This window comes from Isoptericola halotolerans, from assembly GCF_013149785.1.
Taxonomy (GTDB): domain Bacteria; phylum Actinomycetota; class Actinomycetes; order Actinomycetales; family Cellulomonadaceae; genus Isoptericola; species Isoptericola halotolerans.
This window is the reverse complement of record NZ_JABEZU010000004.1, coordinates 167,630-183,898: the sequence shown is the minus strand read 5'-3', so window position 1 is coordinate 183,898 and position 16,269 is coordinate 167,630. Positions and strand designations below refer to the sequence as shown.

Below are 16,269 nucleotides of genomic sequence, written 5' to 3'. Positions count from 1 at the left end.
GCCGCCGGGGACGACGAGGGCGGGATAGCCCGCGGCCGACCCCGGCACAGCTCAGAAGTCGAAGCCGCCGTCGAACCCGCCGCCGTCCCCACCGAAGAGACCACCACCGCCGTCGCCACCGAAGAACCCGCCGAAGAGTCCTTCGTCGCCTGCCGCCTCGGCGCCCCCGGCATCGGCCATGCCGGCCTCGGCGACCCCGCCGTCGCCGATGTCACCGCCGACGTCACCGCCGTCGTCCATGGCCTCTTCGCCGCCCGCGGCGGCATCCTCGGCGACCGGGGTGCTCGGGTCGCCGAACATCGGACCGAACAGGGCGTTCGCCACGGCCGAGCCGATCACCACGCCGGCCACGGTCCCGAGCATGCTGGAGCCGACCATGCTGCCGAACCCCGGCGCGCCGGCGCGGCCGGCGCCCGAGCCGGCGAACGACCGCTCGAGGGTGCCCGGGCTGCGCATCTCGGCCCGGGTCGCCATCCGTGCCAGTGCCTGCGGGTCGTCGGACGTGGCGCGTTCGGACGCGGGGAGCGAGGCACCGACCTCCGTCAGCACCCGACGACGCTGCTCCGGGGAGAGCTGGGCGAACGCCTCGGCATGGGCCTGCTCGACGGCGTCCGGCGGGGCCGTCCGCAGCAGGTACCGGTAGCGGTCCAGGGCGACGTCGTCCGGGTGGCGTCCCGGGGCCTGGCCGGCGGCCGGGGTCGACGGCACGGTGTGCGTCGTCGTCGGCTGCTGGTAGGCGGATCGTGCGTAGTCCTGCGTGGGGGACTGGTAGCCGCGTGGTGCGGCGCCACCGGTCATGCCGGGGATGTCGGAACGCTCGTCGCGTGACCTGCCGAGAAGTCGGTCGAGGAAGCCCATACCCCCCAGAACGAGCCGGGCCGGTGGACGGTTCCCATCGACCGTGGGTTCCGGCAGACCGCCGGTCCCCGCACACTGCTGACAACGACGAACGGCCCGCACCCTCCGCCGTGAGGCGGGTGGTGCGGGCCGTCCTGTCGAGAGGCGTCGCCCTCAGGCGACCGTCACTCGGTCGATCAGACCGGGCGGACGTTCTCCGCCTGCGGACCCTTCGGGCCCTGCGTGACGTCGAACTCGACCTTCTGCTCCTCTTCCAGCGAGCGGTAGCCCTGCGACTGGATGGCGGAGAAGTGGACGAACACGTCAGCGGTGCCGTCCTCGGGGGCGATGAAGCCGTAGCCCTTTTCGCTGTTGAACCACTTCACGGTCCCGGTGGCCATGGGTACTCCTTCAAGAGTCGGCGTCCCCGCTTGTCGGGGGCGCACATCACGGTGTTCGTCGCCAACTCTTGATCCTGATAGTCCAAGGTCCGCCGGCGGACCGCGTCAATCCTGACGACGCGTCCGCGCCGACGCAGGACGGAGAACCGTCCCGGTACGAGCAACACACTGCAACAGCCACAACCGTACGCGAGCGCGCGCCATCGCACCAGCACAAGACACGATGTTGTGCATGACTGTTCCCAGTATCACCCTGAACGACGGCGTCCAGGTCCCCCAGGTCGGCCTCGGGGTCTTCCGGTTTCCGGACGGTGGCACCCGGGCCGACGTGGAGCAGACGCTCGACTTCGAGCACCGGCGTGCGGGCACCGCGGCGGGCAGTGGCGGCGAGGGCGACGACGGTGCCGGGCCCCGTGCCTCCGGGTCCCGCGGGACGGGCTGCCCGTGACCACGAGGCCCCGCGACGGGCCAGGGCCGCGAGTCGCCGCCGCGGGCGTCCGACAGGTCCCGACGGGTCCTGAGCCCCGGCGTCGTCGACCTCGTCTCGTCCACCGGGCGGGCACCGCGCAGGGACGTCTACCTCACGACGCCCGGCGAGCTCGGGGGGCTCCGCCGCAGGGCGCGGTGCGCGCCGGGCGGGCGGGGAGCTCCGTGCCCGCGCACCTCGACAGGCTGGTCAGCGCGTCGCAGCCGGTCCTCGCAGCGAACCAGGTCGAGGTGCGCCGGACCTTCCAGCGGGCGCCGTGCGGGGACGCCTGCCGCCGGCAGAGGGTCGCCGTCCCGACCCGCTCGCCGCGCGTCCTGGGGGTCGGACCCCGGCGCCGCCGCGGTGGGGGCAGCCGGGTCCGAGCTCGACCTCACCTCGGTCCAGGTGGCACGCCGCCGGGAGGCTCAGCCGGCATCGTCGTCGTCCGGAGGGCGATGTCCGCTCCACGGCAGCTCGCCGGCATCGACGCCTTCACCCTCGCGCTCGACGACGCGCAGCCGGGATCGGTCTCGGTCCTCGGGGCGAGCGAGCGAGAGCGCCCGGCGCGCACCCCGCGACCGATCGTCGTCACCCGGATCAGCCCCTGACGGACGGTCGGCGGCCGCTCGTCGGGCCGCGGATGTGAGACACATAACAGGTTCGTCACGATCGGTCGGATGTGGCACATCTGACACATGCACGTCACACAATCGGGTTAGGTTCAGCGCCACTACATGCGGCATTGAGTGGCCGTAGGAAGTCCGACCCCGAAGGGGAAGCACATGAATCGACGCATGACGGCTGCCAAGGGCATCGCCTTTGCCGCAGTCCTCAGCCTGGGCCTCGCGGCCTGCGCCTCCGACAGCGATCCTGAAGAGTCGACCGGCGAGGAGACCAGCGACGAGGCGATGGGGGACGCCGAGCCCCTGACGATCGGCACCATCCTGCCGGTCACCGGCACGCTCGCGTTCCTCGGCCCGCCCGAGATCGCCGGCGTGGGCCTGGCGATCGACGACATCAACGCGGCGGGCGGCGTGCTCGGCAACGACGTCGGCGTCGAGTGGGGCGACTCCGGCGACACCACCGACCCGTCGGTGGCCAGCTCGACCGCCACCGACCTCATCGGTCGTGGCGTCTCGGCCGTCATCGGCGCGGCTTCCTCCGGTGTCTCGCTCTCGGTCGTGGACACCTTCGCCGAGGCCGAGGTCATGCAGATCTCGCCCGCGAACACCGCGGCGGACCTCTCCGGGTACGGCGACTTCTTCGCCCGCACCGCCCCGCCGGACACGGTCCAGGGCGCGGCGCTCGGCTCCCTGGTCCTCGACGGCGGCCACATGGACGTCGCGATGCTCGTCCAGAACGAGGCCTACGGCACAGGTCTGCGCGACCACACCCAGTCGGCCATCGAGGCCGGCGGCGGGTCGGTCGTCTACGGCGCCTCGGGCGGCGGCGAGGAGTTCCCGCCCGGTGAGACGAACTTCGGTGCCCAGGTGACGGCCGCTCTCGCCACCGAGCCCGACGCGATCGTCGTCATCGCCTTCGAGGAGACCGTGGCGATCGTCAACGAGCTCGTCTCCCAGGGCTGGGACTTCGACGGGACCACGTACTTCTGCGACGGCAACCTGTCCAACTACGGCGACCAGTTCGACGAGGGCACGCTGGCCGGCGTCCAGGGCACCCTCCCGGGTGCTCAGGCCGAGGAGGACTTCCGCGAGCGGCTCAACGAGTGGTACGCGGAGAACGAGGGTGGCGAGCTCGCCGACTACTCGTACTCTGCCGAGTCCTACGACGCCACGATGCTCGCGGCGCTCGCCGCGGTCAAGGGCGGCGCCACGGACGGCCGCACCATCGCCGACAACATCCGCGCCGTGTCCGGTTCGGAGGGCGGCACGGAGGTCAGCACCTTCGAGGACGCCGTCGCGGCGATCGACGCCGGCGAGGAGATCACGTACGTCGGACTGTCGGGCGCCGGTCCGCTCAACGAGGCCAACGACCCGTCGTCCGCCTTCATCGGGATCTACGCCTACGACGAGTCGAACGAGTACTCGTTCGAGCGTGAGATCGAGGGTTCCATCGAGTAGTCCCGCCTGAGCCGCACGGCTCCAGCGGTCCGACGGCGGCCCGGTCACCACTCCAGGTGACCGGGCCGCAGTCGTCCTGTGGTCCCCTTGCTAGGGTCCGCCGCATGCCTGCTCCTGCGCGCACCGCCGCCGCCACCTCTGCGTTCCTGCTCGTCACGGCCCTGGCAGCCTGCTCCGGCGGGGCATCGGGAGACGGTCCGCTCGCCGACGCCCTGGGACGGGTCGGTGCCGGTGACGACGTCCCCGAGCTCATCGCGTTCAGCGACCCGGGTGCGCTCGGCGAGCTGGCGACGGAGCACTGGCAGACCTCCCTCGCCGGCGCGCCGGACATCGGGCAGCACACGCGGGAGCTGTCCGAGCAGCTCGAGGTCGATCTTCTCGAGGCGGACAGCCTCCTCACCGTCGGCTACCCGACCGGTGCGCTGACGCTCGTCTCCGGCGGCCACGACGGTGCCGCGGTGCGGGACGCCTCGACTGCTGCCGGCTGGACGGGGGACGAGGTGCTGACGCACGAGCTCGATCTGACCGACAGGCAGTCCGGCGTGGCCGGGATCGCGATCGTCGCGCCGCAGCTGCGGGTCACCGAGGACTCCGTCGCGCTCGGAGGGACCTCTGCCGACCTCCTGGTCGTCGACGCCTCCGGGGACTCGCTGGCCGACGACCCGACGATCGCCGCGCTGAGCGGCTGCCTGGGCGACGCGACGGCAGCGGTGCTCGAACCGACGGCCGCCACACCGATCGCCGTCGGCGTGCTCGGCGGCCCGGCCGAGGACCCGGGCTCGGGCGGGCAGAGCGTGGTCTGCGTCCACGGTGACGACCCGCAGGCGCTCGGTGACCACTATCTCGAGGCCTTCGCCTCCGGCCGCCTCCCGACGACGGGCAGCCCGTACACGGAGTACTTCGAGAACCCCGCCCTGTCGGTCGAGGGCGACACGGCCCAGGTGCTGCTGGACCACACCGACGAGGTCCCGCCCGGCGTGATCCTCTCCGTGCACGCCCGCCAGGACCTGCCCGTACCGCCAGGATGACGACGCCATGACGACGGCGGCGGGCGTCCCGGTCTCCCGGGTCACCCGCCGCCGTCGTGTCCTCGTCGAGGAGCTGTCGTCACGCGGTGCGCGTCAGCTCTCCTCCTTCTTGTCGGCCTCCTCCGCGAGCGCCTGCGCCTCGGCCTCCGCCTCGACGGCGGCCTCGATGCGCTCGGCCTCGGCGGCCTCCACCTCGGCCGACTGGGCCGCCTCGTCGACGTCCTCGGCGAGGGTGCCGAGGTACAGCGAGATGACCTTGGGGTCGGCCTGCAGCTCGCGTCCGGTGCCGGTGTACGCGTCCTTGCCCTGGTCCAGGACGTAGCCGCGGTCGCAGACCTGCAGGCAGCGGCGGGCGTTCTGCTCGACCATGATCACCGAGACCCCGGCCTTGTTGATCATCCGGGTCCGCAGGAACGTCTCGTCCTGCCGCACGGGCGACAACCCGGCGGACGGCTCGTCGAGGAGCAGCACCGACGGGTTCATCATCAGCGCACGTGCCATCGCGACCATCTGCCGCTCACCGCCGGACATGGCGCCCGCCCGCTGGGAGCGCCGGTCGTGCAGCACCGGGAACAGGTCCCCGATGAACGACCAGCGCTCGGTGAAGATCTTCGGCTTGAGGTAGGTACCCATCCGCATGTTCTCCTCGACCGTCAGCGAGGGGAACACGTTGTTGTTCTGGGGGACGAACCCGACGCCGTTGGCGACGAGCTGGTTCGCCTTCATCCCGGTGATGTCCTTGCCCTGGAGCGTGACGGTGCCGGAGTGGATCTTCACCAGGCCGAAGAGCGCCTTCAGCAGCGTCGACTTGCCGGCCCCGTTGGGACCGATGATCCCCACGAGCTCGCCCTGGGCGACCTCCAGCGAGCAGCCCTCGAGGATGTTCACCCCGGGGATGTAGCCGGCGACCAGGTTGTCGGCGTGCAGGAGCAGGTCCTTCTGGGGCACGCCGGCGGCCGACATCTTCTCGCCGGCGTCGGTGGTGGTGGTGCTCATCGCTTCTCCTCCTCGGCCTCGAGCCGGGCCAGCACCTCGGGGTCGAGCAGCGAGTCGTCCCCGAGGTCCGTGTCGTGGTGGGCGCCGAGGTAGGCGTCCACGACCGCCTGGTCCTTCATGACGCTGTCGGGCGGCCCCTCGGCCACGATCCGGCCTTCGGCCATGACGACCACCCAGTCCGAGATGTGTCGCACGGCGTGCATGTCGTGCTCCACGAAGAGCACGGTCATGCCCTCGTCGCGCAGCGCCTGGATGTGATGGAGCAGCGACTGCACCAGGGCGGGGTTCACGCCGGCCATCGGCTCGTCGAGCATGATGATCGTCGGGTCGGTCATCAGTGCACGCGCCATCTCGAGGAGCTTGCGCTGACCACCGGACAGGGAGCCGGCGTAGTCGGCGGCCTTGGCGTCCAGCTTGAACCGGGCGAGGATCTCCATCGCCTTCTCGGTGGTCTCGGCCTCGTGCTTCTTCCACAGGAAGGGCAGCCAGGACAGCGCGAGCTTCTCGCCCGGGTTCGACGGCGAAGCCAGGAGCATGTTCTGCAGCACCGTGAGGCGCGACAGCGCCTTGGTGAGCTGGAACGTGCGGACCATGCCGGACTTGGCCACGGCGGCGCCGCCCTTGCCGCTCAGGGACTTGCCCTGGAAGCTCCACTCGCCCGTGTTGGGGCGGTCGAACCCGGTGAGCAGGTTGAACAGCGTCGTCTTGCCGGCACCGTTGGGGCCGATGAGCGCCGTGATGACGCCCTCCTGCACCTCGAGGTGGTCGACGTCGACGGCCGTCATGCCGCCGAACCGGCGGGTCACGTGGTCGGCCACGAGGATCGGGTTCGGCTTGGCCGCACCCGGGGTGCGGGCGACCGTCGCCAGGTCGCTCAGAGCGGCCGCGGTCACCGTCTTGTCATCGGACATTGAACGCCAGCTCCTTCTTGTTCCCGAGGATGCCCTGTGGTCTGAAGATGACCAGGAGCATCAGGGTCACACCGACGAGCATGCCGCCGATCTGCTCGACGTTGGTGGTCGTGATGACGTCACCCACGCCGGTGTTCTCGGCCAGCGCCCGCATGCCGGTGCGCATGAACATGTAGGCCGCGAAGAAGATCATCGACCCCAGCACCGGTCCGAAGACCGTCGCTGCGCCACCGAGCAGCAGGATCGTCCAGACGAAGAACGTCATGGTGCGGCCCATCGAGTCGGGCACGATCGCTGCGGGCAGGGCGAAGATCACGCCGCCGAGGGCTCCGATCGCGCCGCCGATGACCAGCGCCTGCAGCTTGTAGGAGTAGACGTTCTTGCCCAGTGCCCGTACGGCGTCCTCGTCCTCGCGGATGCCCTTGAGGACCCGGCCCCACGGGCTGCGGGTGATGAGCCACACGAAGACGAGCACGAGGGCGACGAGGCCCCAGGCGACGATGCGCGTCCACCACGAGTCCGAGCCGGTGTTGATGTACTCCAGCGGACCGAGCGCGAACCGTCCGTCCGGCAGGAACGACAGCTCCTGGAACGGTTCCTTGTAGTAGCGGCCCTGCAGGCCGGAGGCACCGCCGGTCCACTCCTGCCAGAGCGTGGAACGACCGAACCAGCGGACGATCTCCGCTGCGGAGATGGTGACGATGGCGAGATAGTCGCCGCGTAGCTGCAACGTCGGCATACCGAGGATGAGGGCGAACACCACGCCGGCCGCGATGGCGACCAGCAGCGCGAGCCAGAAGGGACCGCCCGCCACGAGGGTGATGCCGAAGCCGTAGGCGCCGAGCAGCATGAAGCCTGCCTGGCCCATGTTGAGCAGTCCGGTGTACCCGAAGTGCAGGTTGAGGCCGATCGCGGCCATCGCGTAGGCGGCCGTCGTCGGGGCGAGGAGCTCGCCCAGCGACTGCGTGAGGATGCGCAGGAACTCTTCCATGATGGGTCTCCCTTCAGCCGATCCGCTCGCGGCGGCCGAGAATCCCCTGCGGCCTGAACAGCAGCACGAGAATGAGGATCACCAGCGCCGAGGCGTACCGCAGGTCGCTGGGGATGAAGAGGTTGGACAGCTCGACGACCTGTCCGATGAGCAGGGACCCGACGAACGCGCCGAGTGCCGTGCCGAGCCCGCCGAGGGTGACCGCGGCGAACATGAGCAGCAGGAGCTGCACGCCGAGCTGCCAGTTGAAGGAGCCGAACGACACCCCCCACATGAGGCCCGCCAGAGCGGCGAAACCGGTGGCCATGATCCACACGATCCGGATGATCTTGTCGGGGTCGATCCCGGTGGCCGAGGCCAGGGCCGGGTTGTCCGACACGGCGCGCGTGGCCCGTCCGATGCGGGTGCGGGTGAGGAACCAGGCGATGCCGAGGACGCAGACGAGCGCCACGACCATCGACATCCACGAGGCGGTGCTCAGGGTGATGCCGGCCAGGGTGAGCGGCTGCGGGTTGCGCGACAGGATGCGCTCGGAACCGCCGCCGATCATCAGTTGGATCACGTACTGCAGCGTGATGGAGAGTCCGATCGAGACGATCATCAGCTGCATCACCGGCACGTTGCGCTTGCGCAGAGGCCGCCAGATGGCGGAGTCCTGCGCGAGACCGGTGAAGGCGCAGACCGCGAGGGTGAGGAGACCACCGACCCAGATCGACATCCCCATCTGGTTGATGGTGATGAAGCCGACCGCGGCGCCGAGGGCGAACTGCTCGCCGTGCGCGAAGTTCGACAGGCCGGTCGTGCCGAACACCAGGTTCAGCCCGATCGACGCGAGCGCCAGCAGCAGCCCGAACCGGAGACCTGAGCCGATCTGCTGCCAGACCTGCGCGAAGGTGAGCGCGCGCTGGGAGGCGTCGCCCTCGGGGGCGGCCCCGACCCCTTCACCGTCCTCGGTGGCAGGTGCGTCCCCGGTCCCTCCCGCGACGCCGTCGTCGGAGCCGTCGGCGGTCGGGGCGGCCGGCGCCACGGCACCGGGTCCGACGCGGAAGGCTGCGCGTGCCGTGGCGCCGTTCTGCGCGGTGACGGTCAGCTCGGTCTCCGCGCCCTCGGGAAGCTGCTGGTCGTCGGGCAGCGTGGCCGGGTCGATGGTCACCGTGTAGGTGCCCACCTGCGGGGCTGCCACCGTCGCGGCGTCGTCGGCCGACGTGGTCAGGTCGGCGCTGAAGCCCTGACCGGCCACGGTGACCACGACGTCGCCGAGGCGGTCGTTGTCCGCGTTCAGCACCAGGACGGCGATGCACGGTGTGGAGTTGTCTGGCTCGCAGGGGCTGTCGTCGGTGCTCGCCGTCGCTGGTGGTGCGACGAGCATCGCCGGTAGGAGCACGAGCGCGAGCGCCGCCAGCAGGCGGCTCCATCGGCTCGTGATGGTGGGTCGGTCCGCTGTCATCGGACGGGTCCTCCGTCGGGTCATGGTCAGGCCCCGGGTCGTCCCCGGGGCGGCGACGCACCGGCGTGGCCATGTAGGCATGCTGAAGCCCCCATTGACCGACACGCGGTGCGAACGTGCGGGAAGTGTAGCGGCGTGGTGTGACGTGGAAGACACCTCCGGATCACACCGCTGTTCCCGGACCGGGTGATATCAGGCCAGATGCGCGGATCTCGATGGCTGCGCTGAGCAAACCGTTGCAGAGACGTGATCAGTCGAGGGCCGGAGGTCGACGACGCGGGCGCAGCAGCGCTGTCCCGCCCGCCCCGTACGCTGGTCGCGTGCCCGACGACGTCACCTCCGCCCAGCCCGTGACCCCGACCGACCGTGCCACCCACCCCGCACCGACCGCACCGGCTGCCGAGCGCCGCCCGGTCGGACGGACCCACCACGGTCACACGTTCGTCGACGACTACGAATGGCTCCGCGCCAAGGACGATCCCGAGGTGGTCGCGCACCTCGAGGCCGAGAACGCCTGGACCCACGCCCAGGTCGCCCACCTGGGCCCGCTGCGCGAGCAGGTCTTCGCCGAGATCAAGGGCCGCACGCTCGAGACCGACCTGTCGGTCCCGGTCCGGCAGGGCGCGTACTGGTACTACACGCGCACGATCGAGGGGAAGCAGTACCCGATCCACGCACGGGTGCCCGCGGCGGGCTTCGGCGCCGACGTCGCCGAGTGGACGCCGCCGGAGATCGGGCCCGGCCGGGTGCCCGACGGCGAGCAGGTGCTGCTCGACCAGAACGTCGAGGCCGAGGGTCACGACTTCTTCTCGCTCGGGTCGTTCGCCGTCACGCCGACGGACGGCCGCCGTCTCGCGTACGCGATCGACACCACGGGCGACGAGCGCTACACGCTGCGCGTCCGCGACCTCGACACGGGCCAGGACCTGCCCGACGAGGTCGAGAACACCTTCCCGGGGGCGGTCATCACGCCCGACGGCGAGCACGTCTTCTACCCGACGGTCGACGACGCGTGGCGCCCGCACCGCATCTGGCGGCACCGTGTCGGCGCGCCCACCTCCGAGGACGTCCTCGTCTTCGAGGAGCCCGACGAGCGGTTCTGGGTCGGGGTGGGCCTCTCGCGGTCGCAACGCTTCCTGCAGATCGAGCTCGGCTCGAAGACGACGAGCGAGTCGTGGGTCCTCGAGGCCGACGACCCGACGGGCGAGTTCCGCCCCGTGTGGACGCGGCGCGAGGGCGTCGAGTACACGGTCGAGCACGCCTGGTTCCGAGGTGTCGGAGAGAAGCTCCTGGTCCTCCACAACGACGGCGCGCAGAACTTCGAGCTGGTCGTGACCGACGTCCCGGTCGGCCCGGGCGAGGAGGGGCCGTCCGCACCCCTCGACCCGGCCGCCGCGACCGTCGTCGTGCCGCACGACCCGCAGGCGCGTCTCGAGTCGGTCGACGCCTTCGCCAGCCACGTCGCGCTCGGGTACCGGCGTGACGCCGTCCCGCGCGTCGGCCTCGTCGCGCTCGCGGAGACGGCCGAGGCCGGCGGCACCGCCGGGTCCGTCATGAGCACCGCCGGGTGGGCGGTCCACGAGGTCTCGTTCGACGAGCCGCTGTACACCGCGGCCCTCGGTCCCAACGCGATGTTCGACCAGCCCGTCCTGCGGCTGCAGTACACGTCGTTCGTCACTCCGTCCGCGGTGTACGACGTCGACCTCGCCACCGGCGAGCTGCTGCTGCGCAAGCGCCAGCCGGTCCTCGGTGGCTACGACCCGGCCGACTACGCCCAGAGCCGCGAGTGGGCCACGGCCGAGGACGGCACCCGCGTGCCGATCTCCCTGGTCTGGAAGCGGGACGCGGTGACGCTCGACGCGGCCGGCACCGGCGCCGACCCGGCGCCGCTGCTGCTCTACGGCTACGGCGCCTACGAGATCAGCATGGACCCGTACTTCAGCGTGCCGCGCCTGTCGCTGCTCGACCGTGGGGTGGTCTTCGCCGTCGCGCACGTCCGTGGTGGCGGGGAGATGGGCCGCTCCTGGTACGAGGACGGCCGCCTCGACCGCAAGCGCAACACCTTCACGGACTTCGTGGCGTGCGCCAAGCACCTCGTCGGGACCGGGTGGACCTCGCCGGAGCGCATGGTGGCCGACGGCGGCAGCGCGGGCGGCCTGCTCATGGGCGCGGTCGCGAACCTGGCGCCGGAGATGTTCGCGGGGGTGCTCGCCGGGGTGCCGTTCGTCGACGCGCTCACCTCGATCCTCGACCCGTCGTTGCCGCTGACGGTCGTGGAGTGGGAGGAGTGGGGCAACCCGCTGGCGGATCCGGAGGTGTACGAGTACATGCGCTCGTACAGCCCGTACGAGAACGTGCCCGACGACGCCTCGCACTACCCGCGGATCTTGGCGGTCACGTCCCTGCACGACACGCGGGTGCTGTACGTGGAGCCCGCGAAGTGGGTGGCCCGCCTGCGTGCGGCGGGGGCGCCGGCGCTGCTGAAGATCGAGATGTCGGCCGGGCACGGCGGCGTCTCGGGCCGCTACGCGCGGTGGGAGGAGATCGCCTTCGAGCACGCCTGGACCCTCGACGTGCTCGGGCTCGCCGACAGCCGGTGAGCGACGTTCGAAGAGCACGGCGGAGAGTTTCGAACCCACGATGAACATCAGGTGAACTCTCGACGAACAGTTCACCTGGATGTCACCTCACGTCCGCCAGCGCCCCGTGGTGAGCCCCACCATGGAGCCCGTGACCGAGACACTCCTCCTCGTGCTCGTCGTCGTGACCGCACTGGCCTTCGACTTCACGAACGGTTTCCATGACACCGGCAACGCGATGGCGACGTCCATCGCGACCCGAGCCCTGCGGCCCAAGGTCGCCGTCCTGCTGTCCGCCGTCCTCAACATGGCCGGTGCGTTCCTCTCGCTGGCCGTCGCAGCCACCATCGCCAAGGGCCTCGTCGACGCCGGTGCGATCAGCCTCGAGGTGGTCTTCGCGGGCCTCGTCGGCGGCATCGTCTGGAACCTGCTCACCTGGTTGCTCGGGCTGCCGTCCAGCTCGTCGCACGCCCTCGTGGGCGGTGTCATCGGCTCCGTCCTCGCCGCGGCCGGTACCGCCGGAGTCATCTGGTCCGGGGTGCTGTCCAAGGTGCTGGTGCCCGCCCTTCTCGCCCCGGTCATCGCGATCGGTGTCGCCGGGCTCGGCACCTGGCTGGTCGCCCGCCTGACCCGCGGCGTCTCGCAGGCCGTGACGGACCGGGGCTTCCGGTGGGGGCAGATCGGCTCGGCCTCCCTCGTCTCCCTCGCGCACGGCACCAACGACGCCCAGAAGTCGATGGGCATCATCCTGCTGGCCCTCATCACCGCCGGTGCCGTCCCTGCCGACTCCAGCGTGCCGTTCTGGGTGATCTTCTCGTGCGCGTTCTTCATGGCGCTGGGCACCTACCTGGGCGGCTGGCGCATCATCCGCACCCTCGGCAAGGGACTCGTGGAGATCGACAGCCGGCAGGGCATGGCCGCCGAGACGTCGTCCGCCGCGGTCATCCTGCTCTCGAGCCACTTCGGGTTCTCGCTGTCCACCACCCACGTCGCCACCGGGTCGATCCTGGGCTCCGGCGTCGGGATGCCCGGCGCGAAGGTGCGCTGGGGCGTGGCCGGTCGGATGCTCGCCGCCTGGGGGCTGACGCTCCCGGCCGCCGGCATCGTCGGGGCGGTCTGCTTCTGGGTCCAGCACGTCATCGGCGGGTTCCTCGGTACGTTCCTCGTCTTCCTGCTGCTGGTCGGCACCTCGCTGGCCATCTGGGTCGCGTCGCGCCGTGCGCCGGTCGACCACAGCAACGTCAACGAGGAGTGGGACGAGGAGAAGGGCGCCCGGCTGCGGCCGTCCGTGCCCACCACCGGCGAGGTCGGTGACCCGCAGGTCGGCCCGGTCGTCGAGGAGCGTCTGGCCCCGTCCGTCGCCCCGGCGATCTCTGCGACCACCACGAACGGCAGCACCGGTACGGACGGAGAACGGTCATGAACGGACTCATCGAGTGGAGCTCGCTCGGCCAGGTCGTGGTGGCCGGCGTCATCGTCGGTGCCGGCATCCCGGCGCTGTTCGCCCTCGGGCTGCGTCTCGTGGCCGGCACCTCGGAGCAGGCGAGCGCCGAGCCGGCGCGCGGGGACACGGGCCCGGCGCCAGGCCCGAAGGGTCCCGTCGTCATCGCACGCCCCTCGCCGCTGCGGCTCGCCGGTGCGCTGCTGTGCTTCGGCACCGTGGTCGGTGCCATCGCGGCCGGTCTCGTCTTCCTGGCCGCGGGCGGGCACAGCTGACCGACGACGCGCGGGCGCGGACGTTCGCGTCCAGGCTCTGTTCAGGTGGCTATGATCCCGCGTGTCAGGTCTCGTGCCTCGCCGATGGCGGCGCTGCCAGGAGCACGGCCGACGACGTCCGGATGTCCTGGAAGGAACTTCATGCGCGCACTGCTCAAGGTTGCTGCCACCACGGTGGCAGCGACGTCTCTCCTCATCGGTGGCCTCGTCGCCCCCGCGTCGGCTGCGCCGAGCACGCCGATCGACGTCGTCTCGGTGACGGTCAAGCCCAGCTACGGCGGCGCTGCCATCAACTCGAAGACGAAGTACTACCAGATCACCACCAAGGTGAAGAAGGTCGGCAAGGTCGACGGCTGGGTCGACGTCTACGGTGACGTCTACCGGGGCAGCAAGAAGGTCGCCTCCAAGATCGACCTCGGCTACGCCTACTCGGGTGGTCAGAACTTCACCGAGTACCTCCTGGCGAAGTCGTCGTGGGGCCGGGGCACGTTCCAGATCAAGAACGTCCGCACCGTGTACGCCGGCAAGACCTACAAGGACACCAAGGTCTCCGGCGGCAAGTTCACGATGAAGTCCGCGATCGACGGCAAGCTCAAGTACGGCAACGTCGTCCAGGTCAAGGCCGACGGCAAGAAGAAGACCGTCAAGGTCGGCGTGAAGAAGTACACCGTCAGCAAGGGCTGGAAGCCCTACGCCGGCAAGAAGGTGAAGATCCAGCACAAGGTCGGCGGCAAGTGGAAGACCAAGAAGACCGTCAAGCTCAACAAGAAGGGCGTGGCGACCTACAAGTTCTCCACCAGCAAGCGGGTCAAGTACCGGGTGTTCGTCCCGGCGACCAGCCAGGTGGTCGGCGGCAAGAGCACGGCCACGCCGCGCGTCTGACCGCATGACACCGACGCCTCCTCGCCCCGAGCCTCGCTGCTCGGTGGGCGAGGAGGCGTTCGTCGTTCGCGGCGTGCTCGCTGCCTACCCGCCCAGCCCGGCCTTCGCGGCCAGCACCCGCGCGACGGCGTCGTCCACCTGCGTCGCGAACTGCGGGTCCTGCTCGGCGCGCTCCACCAGGGCGTCCGCCATCGCCGGGACGACCGTCGGGTCCGCGGACGCCAGCACGAGGTCCGCACCGGCGGCCACCGCCTCGACCGCACGCTCCGCCGGGGCGAGGGTCGTCACGGCTGCGGCGGCGGAGACGTCGTCGGTGATCACGACGCCGTCGAAGCCCAGGTCGTCCCGCAGCAGGTCGACCACCGCGGGGGAGAACGTCGCGGGGTTGTCGGGGTCGATCCGGGTGTACACGGCGTTCGACAGCATCACGAACCGGGCACCCGCGTCGATCGCATCGGCGAACACCTCGACCGACGGGGAGTCCGCCGTCACCGTGTCGTCCGTGACGTGCTGGGTGGTGTCGGTGTTCTGCGTGACGTGGCCCAGCCCGGGGAAGTGCTTGACGACCGGTTCGACGCCCGCCGCCTGCATGCCCGCCGAGAACGCCGTGGAAGACCGCACCACCGACTCCTGCGTGTTGCCGTAGTTGCGCGAAAAGTACCCGATCGGTGCGTTCGCCGACTGGATGTCCGCGGGGACGAGGTCCGTCACCGGCGCCAGGTTCAGGTTGATGCCGGCGTCGGCGAGCTCGGCGCCCCAGCCGGCCGCGGCGTCCTCGAGCTCGGCCGGCTCCCACTCCGCCTGCTCGGTCGCGGGCGGCAGGTCCGAGAACCCCGGCCCCCGGAGCACCTGCACGGAGCCGCCCTCCTGGTCGGTGGCCACGAGCATCGGCGGAGCACCGTCCGGGACGAGACCGGTCACCGACTCCACGAGCGCCGACGTCGCGTCCACCCCCGCCTCGCTGCGGCCGTGCAGGAACACGTTGCCCACGTGGTGGTCCTCGATCGCGGTGCGGGTCGCGTCGCTCACCGTCGGGGCGTCGACCGGTGTCCCGGCCACCAGGAGCTGGCCCACCTTCTCCTCGACGCTCCACCCCGTGGGGTCCTGCGGGTCCGGGCTGCCGCCGTCGGGCGTGGGGGTCCCCCGGCCGCTCGGGGCGGCCGACGGCGTGGGGGCGGGCGACGGCGTGGGGGCGGGCGTGCTGGTCGCCGGGGACTGCTCGGGGGCGGCCGTCGTCGGCGGGCCCGGGCTGCTGCACGCCGCCAGGACCGTACAGGTCAGTGCCGCGGCGACCGCCCTCGACCAGCGGCCGATCATGTGCCGGACGTCGGCGTCGAGTCCCGGTGCGCGAGCGTGGTCAGGGCCTCTCGCCAGTGCTGCTCGGAGCGGCGGGCGTGCTCCGCCGTGTCGATGTTGCCCTGCTCCACCGTCACCTGCGTGCCGCCGTCGTCCGCGACGAGGGTGATGCGGATCTCGTGGTAGTTCTCCGGCGCGTCGGGGAGCTCGCCCAGGGGCGAGAAGTGGGTGAAGTGCAGCAGGCGGGGGCGCTCGACGGCGATGACCTCGCCCTTGTCCGCGAACTGCCGGCCGAAGAAGTGCCCCTCGAACGTGATCGGGCTGCCGGGCCGGAAGTCGGTCTCGATGTTGGCGCCCAGCATCCACCGGGCGCCGGGGTGCACGAGCTCGGCCCAGACCCGTTCCGGAGGCTCGGCGACATGGGTCGTCGCGGTGGCGGTGAACCCGGTGTCGTGCTCGGTCATGGGAGGCTCCTGGGTCGGTGCGCAACCTGTCAGGACGACCGTAACGCCGCGTCGTCGTCGGGCCGAATCGGTGTCCGGGCCTTCTGATCGTCACTCCGTGTTCTGTCCGGCAGTCCGGACTGCCGGACAGAACACGGACTGCCGGACAGATCGCTGTCCACAGACGAGCGCCGT

The 16,269-nt window shown here is 71.0% G+C and carries 16 protein-coding genes; 8 read left to right on the top strand and 8 right to left on the bottom strand.

What is annotated here, in order from left to right; all coding sequences use genetic code 11:
- Positions 1-51 precede the first annotated feature (51 nt).
- Complete coding sequence (locus tag HDG69_RS15540; protein ID WP_171784749.1) at positions 52-858, bottom strand: hypothetical protein; 807 nt, start codon at positions 856-858, stop codon at positions 52-54.
- Between the two features lie 176 nt (positions 859-1,034).
- Positions 1,035-1,238, bottom strand: a complete 204-nt coding sequence (cspE, locus tag HDG69_RS15535; protein ID WP_106265512.1) for a transcription antiterminator/RNA stability regulator CspE — start codon at positions 1,236-1,238, stop codon at positions 1,035-1,037.
- Between the two features lie 232 nt (positions 1,239-1,470).
- Between cspE and HDG69_RS15530 the strand changes: the two genes are divergently transcribed.
- From HDG69_RS15530 to HDG69_RS15515, 4 genes are all read left to right on the top strand, one after another.
- Entirely contained in the window at positions 1,471-1,686 is a 216-nt protein-coding gene (locus HDG69_RS15530) for an aldo-keto reductase family protein (RefSeq protein WP_171784748.1), read from the top strand.
- 473 nt (positions 1,687-2,159) lie between these two features.
- A complete protein-coding gene (locus tag HDG69_RS15525; protein ID WP_171784747.1) occupies positions 2,160-2,312 on the top strand; it encodes a hypothetical protein in 153 nt (50 codons plus the stop codon).
- Positions 2,313-2,486: 174 nt separating this feature from the next.
- Positions 2,487-3,785, top strand: coding sequence for an ABC transporter substrate-binding protein (locus HDG69_RS15520; RefSeq protein WP_171784746.1), 1,299 nt, complete (start codon positions 2,487-2,489; stop codon positions 3,783-3,785).
- A 104-nt stretch (positions 3,786-3,889) separates the two neighbouring features.
- A complete protein-coding gene (locus HDG69_RS15515) occupies positions 3,890-4,813 on the top strand; it encodes a hypothetical protein (RefSeq protein WP_171784745.1) in 924 nt (307 codons plus the stop codon).
- Between the two features lie 93 nt (positions 4,814-4,906).
- On the opposite strand, the gene HDG69_RS15510 is transcribed toward HDG69_RS15515, so the two are convergent.
- Genes HDG69_RS15510 through HDG69_RS15495 form a run of 4 tightly spaced genes read right to left on the bottom strand, consistent with a single transcriptional unit; the run spans position 4,907 to position 9,158 of the window.
- Complete coding sequence (locus HDG69_RS15510; RefSeq protein ID WP_246256722.1) at positions 4,907-5,776, bottom strand: ABC transporter ATP-binding protein; 870 nt, start codon at positions 5,774-5,776, stop codon at positions 4,907-4,909.
- 29 nt (positions 5,777-5,805) lie between these two features.
- Positions 5,806-6,720, bottom strand: a complete 915-nt coding sequence (locus HDG69_RS15505) for an ABC transporter ATP-binding protein (RefSeq protein ID WP_171784744.1) — start codon at positions 6,718-6,720, stop codon at positions 5,806-5,808.
- The gene (locus HDG69_RS15500) at positions 6,710-7,711 is read right to left on the bottom strand and encodes a branched-chain amino acid ABC transporter permease (protein ID WP_171784743.1); all 1,002 of its coding nucleotides are present in this window, start codon (positions 7,709-7,711) and stop codon (positions 6,710-6,712) included. The genes HDG69_RS15505 and HDG69_RS15500 overlap by 11 nt, the downstream gene beginning before the upstream one ends.
- Positions 7,712-7,724: 13 nt before the next feature.
- On the bottom strand, positions 7,725-9,158 hold the full coding sequence (locus HDG69_RS15495; RefSeq protein WP_171784742.1) for a branched-chain amino acid ABC transporter permease: 1,434 nt from the start codon (positions 9,156-9,158) through the stop codon (positions 7,725-7,727).
- 320 nt (positions 9,159-9,478) lie between these two features.
- On the opposite strand from HDG69_RS15495, the gene HDG69_RS15490 reads away from it, so the two are divergent.
- The 4 genes from HDG69_RS15490 (at position 9,479) to HDG69_RS15475 (ending at position 14,335) form a co-directional block, all read left to right on the top strand.
- Positions 9,479-11,758: a S9 family peptidase gene (locus HDG69_RS15490; protein WP_425484046.1), complete on the top strand. Its 2,280-nt coding sequence runs from the start codon at positions 9,479-9,481 to the stop codon at positions 11,756-11,758.
- Positions 11,759-11,888: 130 nt separating this feature from the next.
- Entirely contained in the window at positions 11,889-13,160 is a 1,272-nt protein-coding gene (locus HDG69_RS15485) for an inorganic phosphate transporter (protein ID WP_425484045.1), read from the top strand.
- Positions 13,157-13,453: a hypothetical protein gene (locus HDG69_RS15480; protein ID WP_171784740.1), complete on the top strand. Its 297-nt coding sequence runs from the start codon at positions 13,157-13,159 to the stop codon at positions 13,451-13,453. Before HDG69_RS15485 ends, HDG69_RS15480 begins: the two co-directional genes overlap by 4 nt.
- Positions 13,454-13,594: 141 nt before the next feature.
- Positions 13,595-14,335 (top strand): hypothetical protein, encoded by a 741-nt coding sequence (locus HDG69_RS15475; RefSeq protein ID WP_171784739.1) that lies wholly within the window; start codon positions 13,595-13,597, stop codon positions 14,333-14,335.
- 84 nt (positions 14,336-14,419) lie between these two features.
- On the opposite strand, the gene HDG69_RS15470 is transcribed toward HDG69_RS15475, so the two are convergent.
- Positions 14,420-15,652 (bottom strand): glycoside hydrolase family 3 protein, encoded by a 1,233-nt coding sequence (locus tag HDG69_RS15470; RefSeq protein ID WP_171784738.1) that lies wholly within the window; start codon positions 15,650-15,652, stop codon positions 14,420-14,422.
- The gene (locus HDG69_RS15465) at positions 15,649-16,095 is read right to left on the bottom strand and encodes an SRPBCC family protein (RefSeq protein WP_171784737.1); all 447 of its coding nucleotides are present in this window, start codon (positions 16,093-16,095) and stop codon (positions 15,649-15,651) included. Before HDG69_RS15465 ends, HDG69_RS15470 begins: the two co-directional genes overlap by 4 nt.
- Positions 16,096-16,269 lie beyond the last annotated feature (174 nt).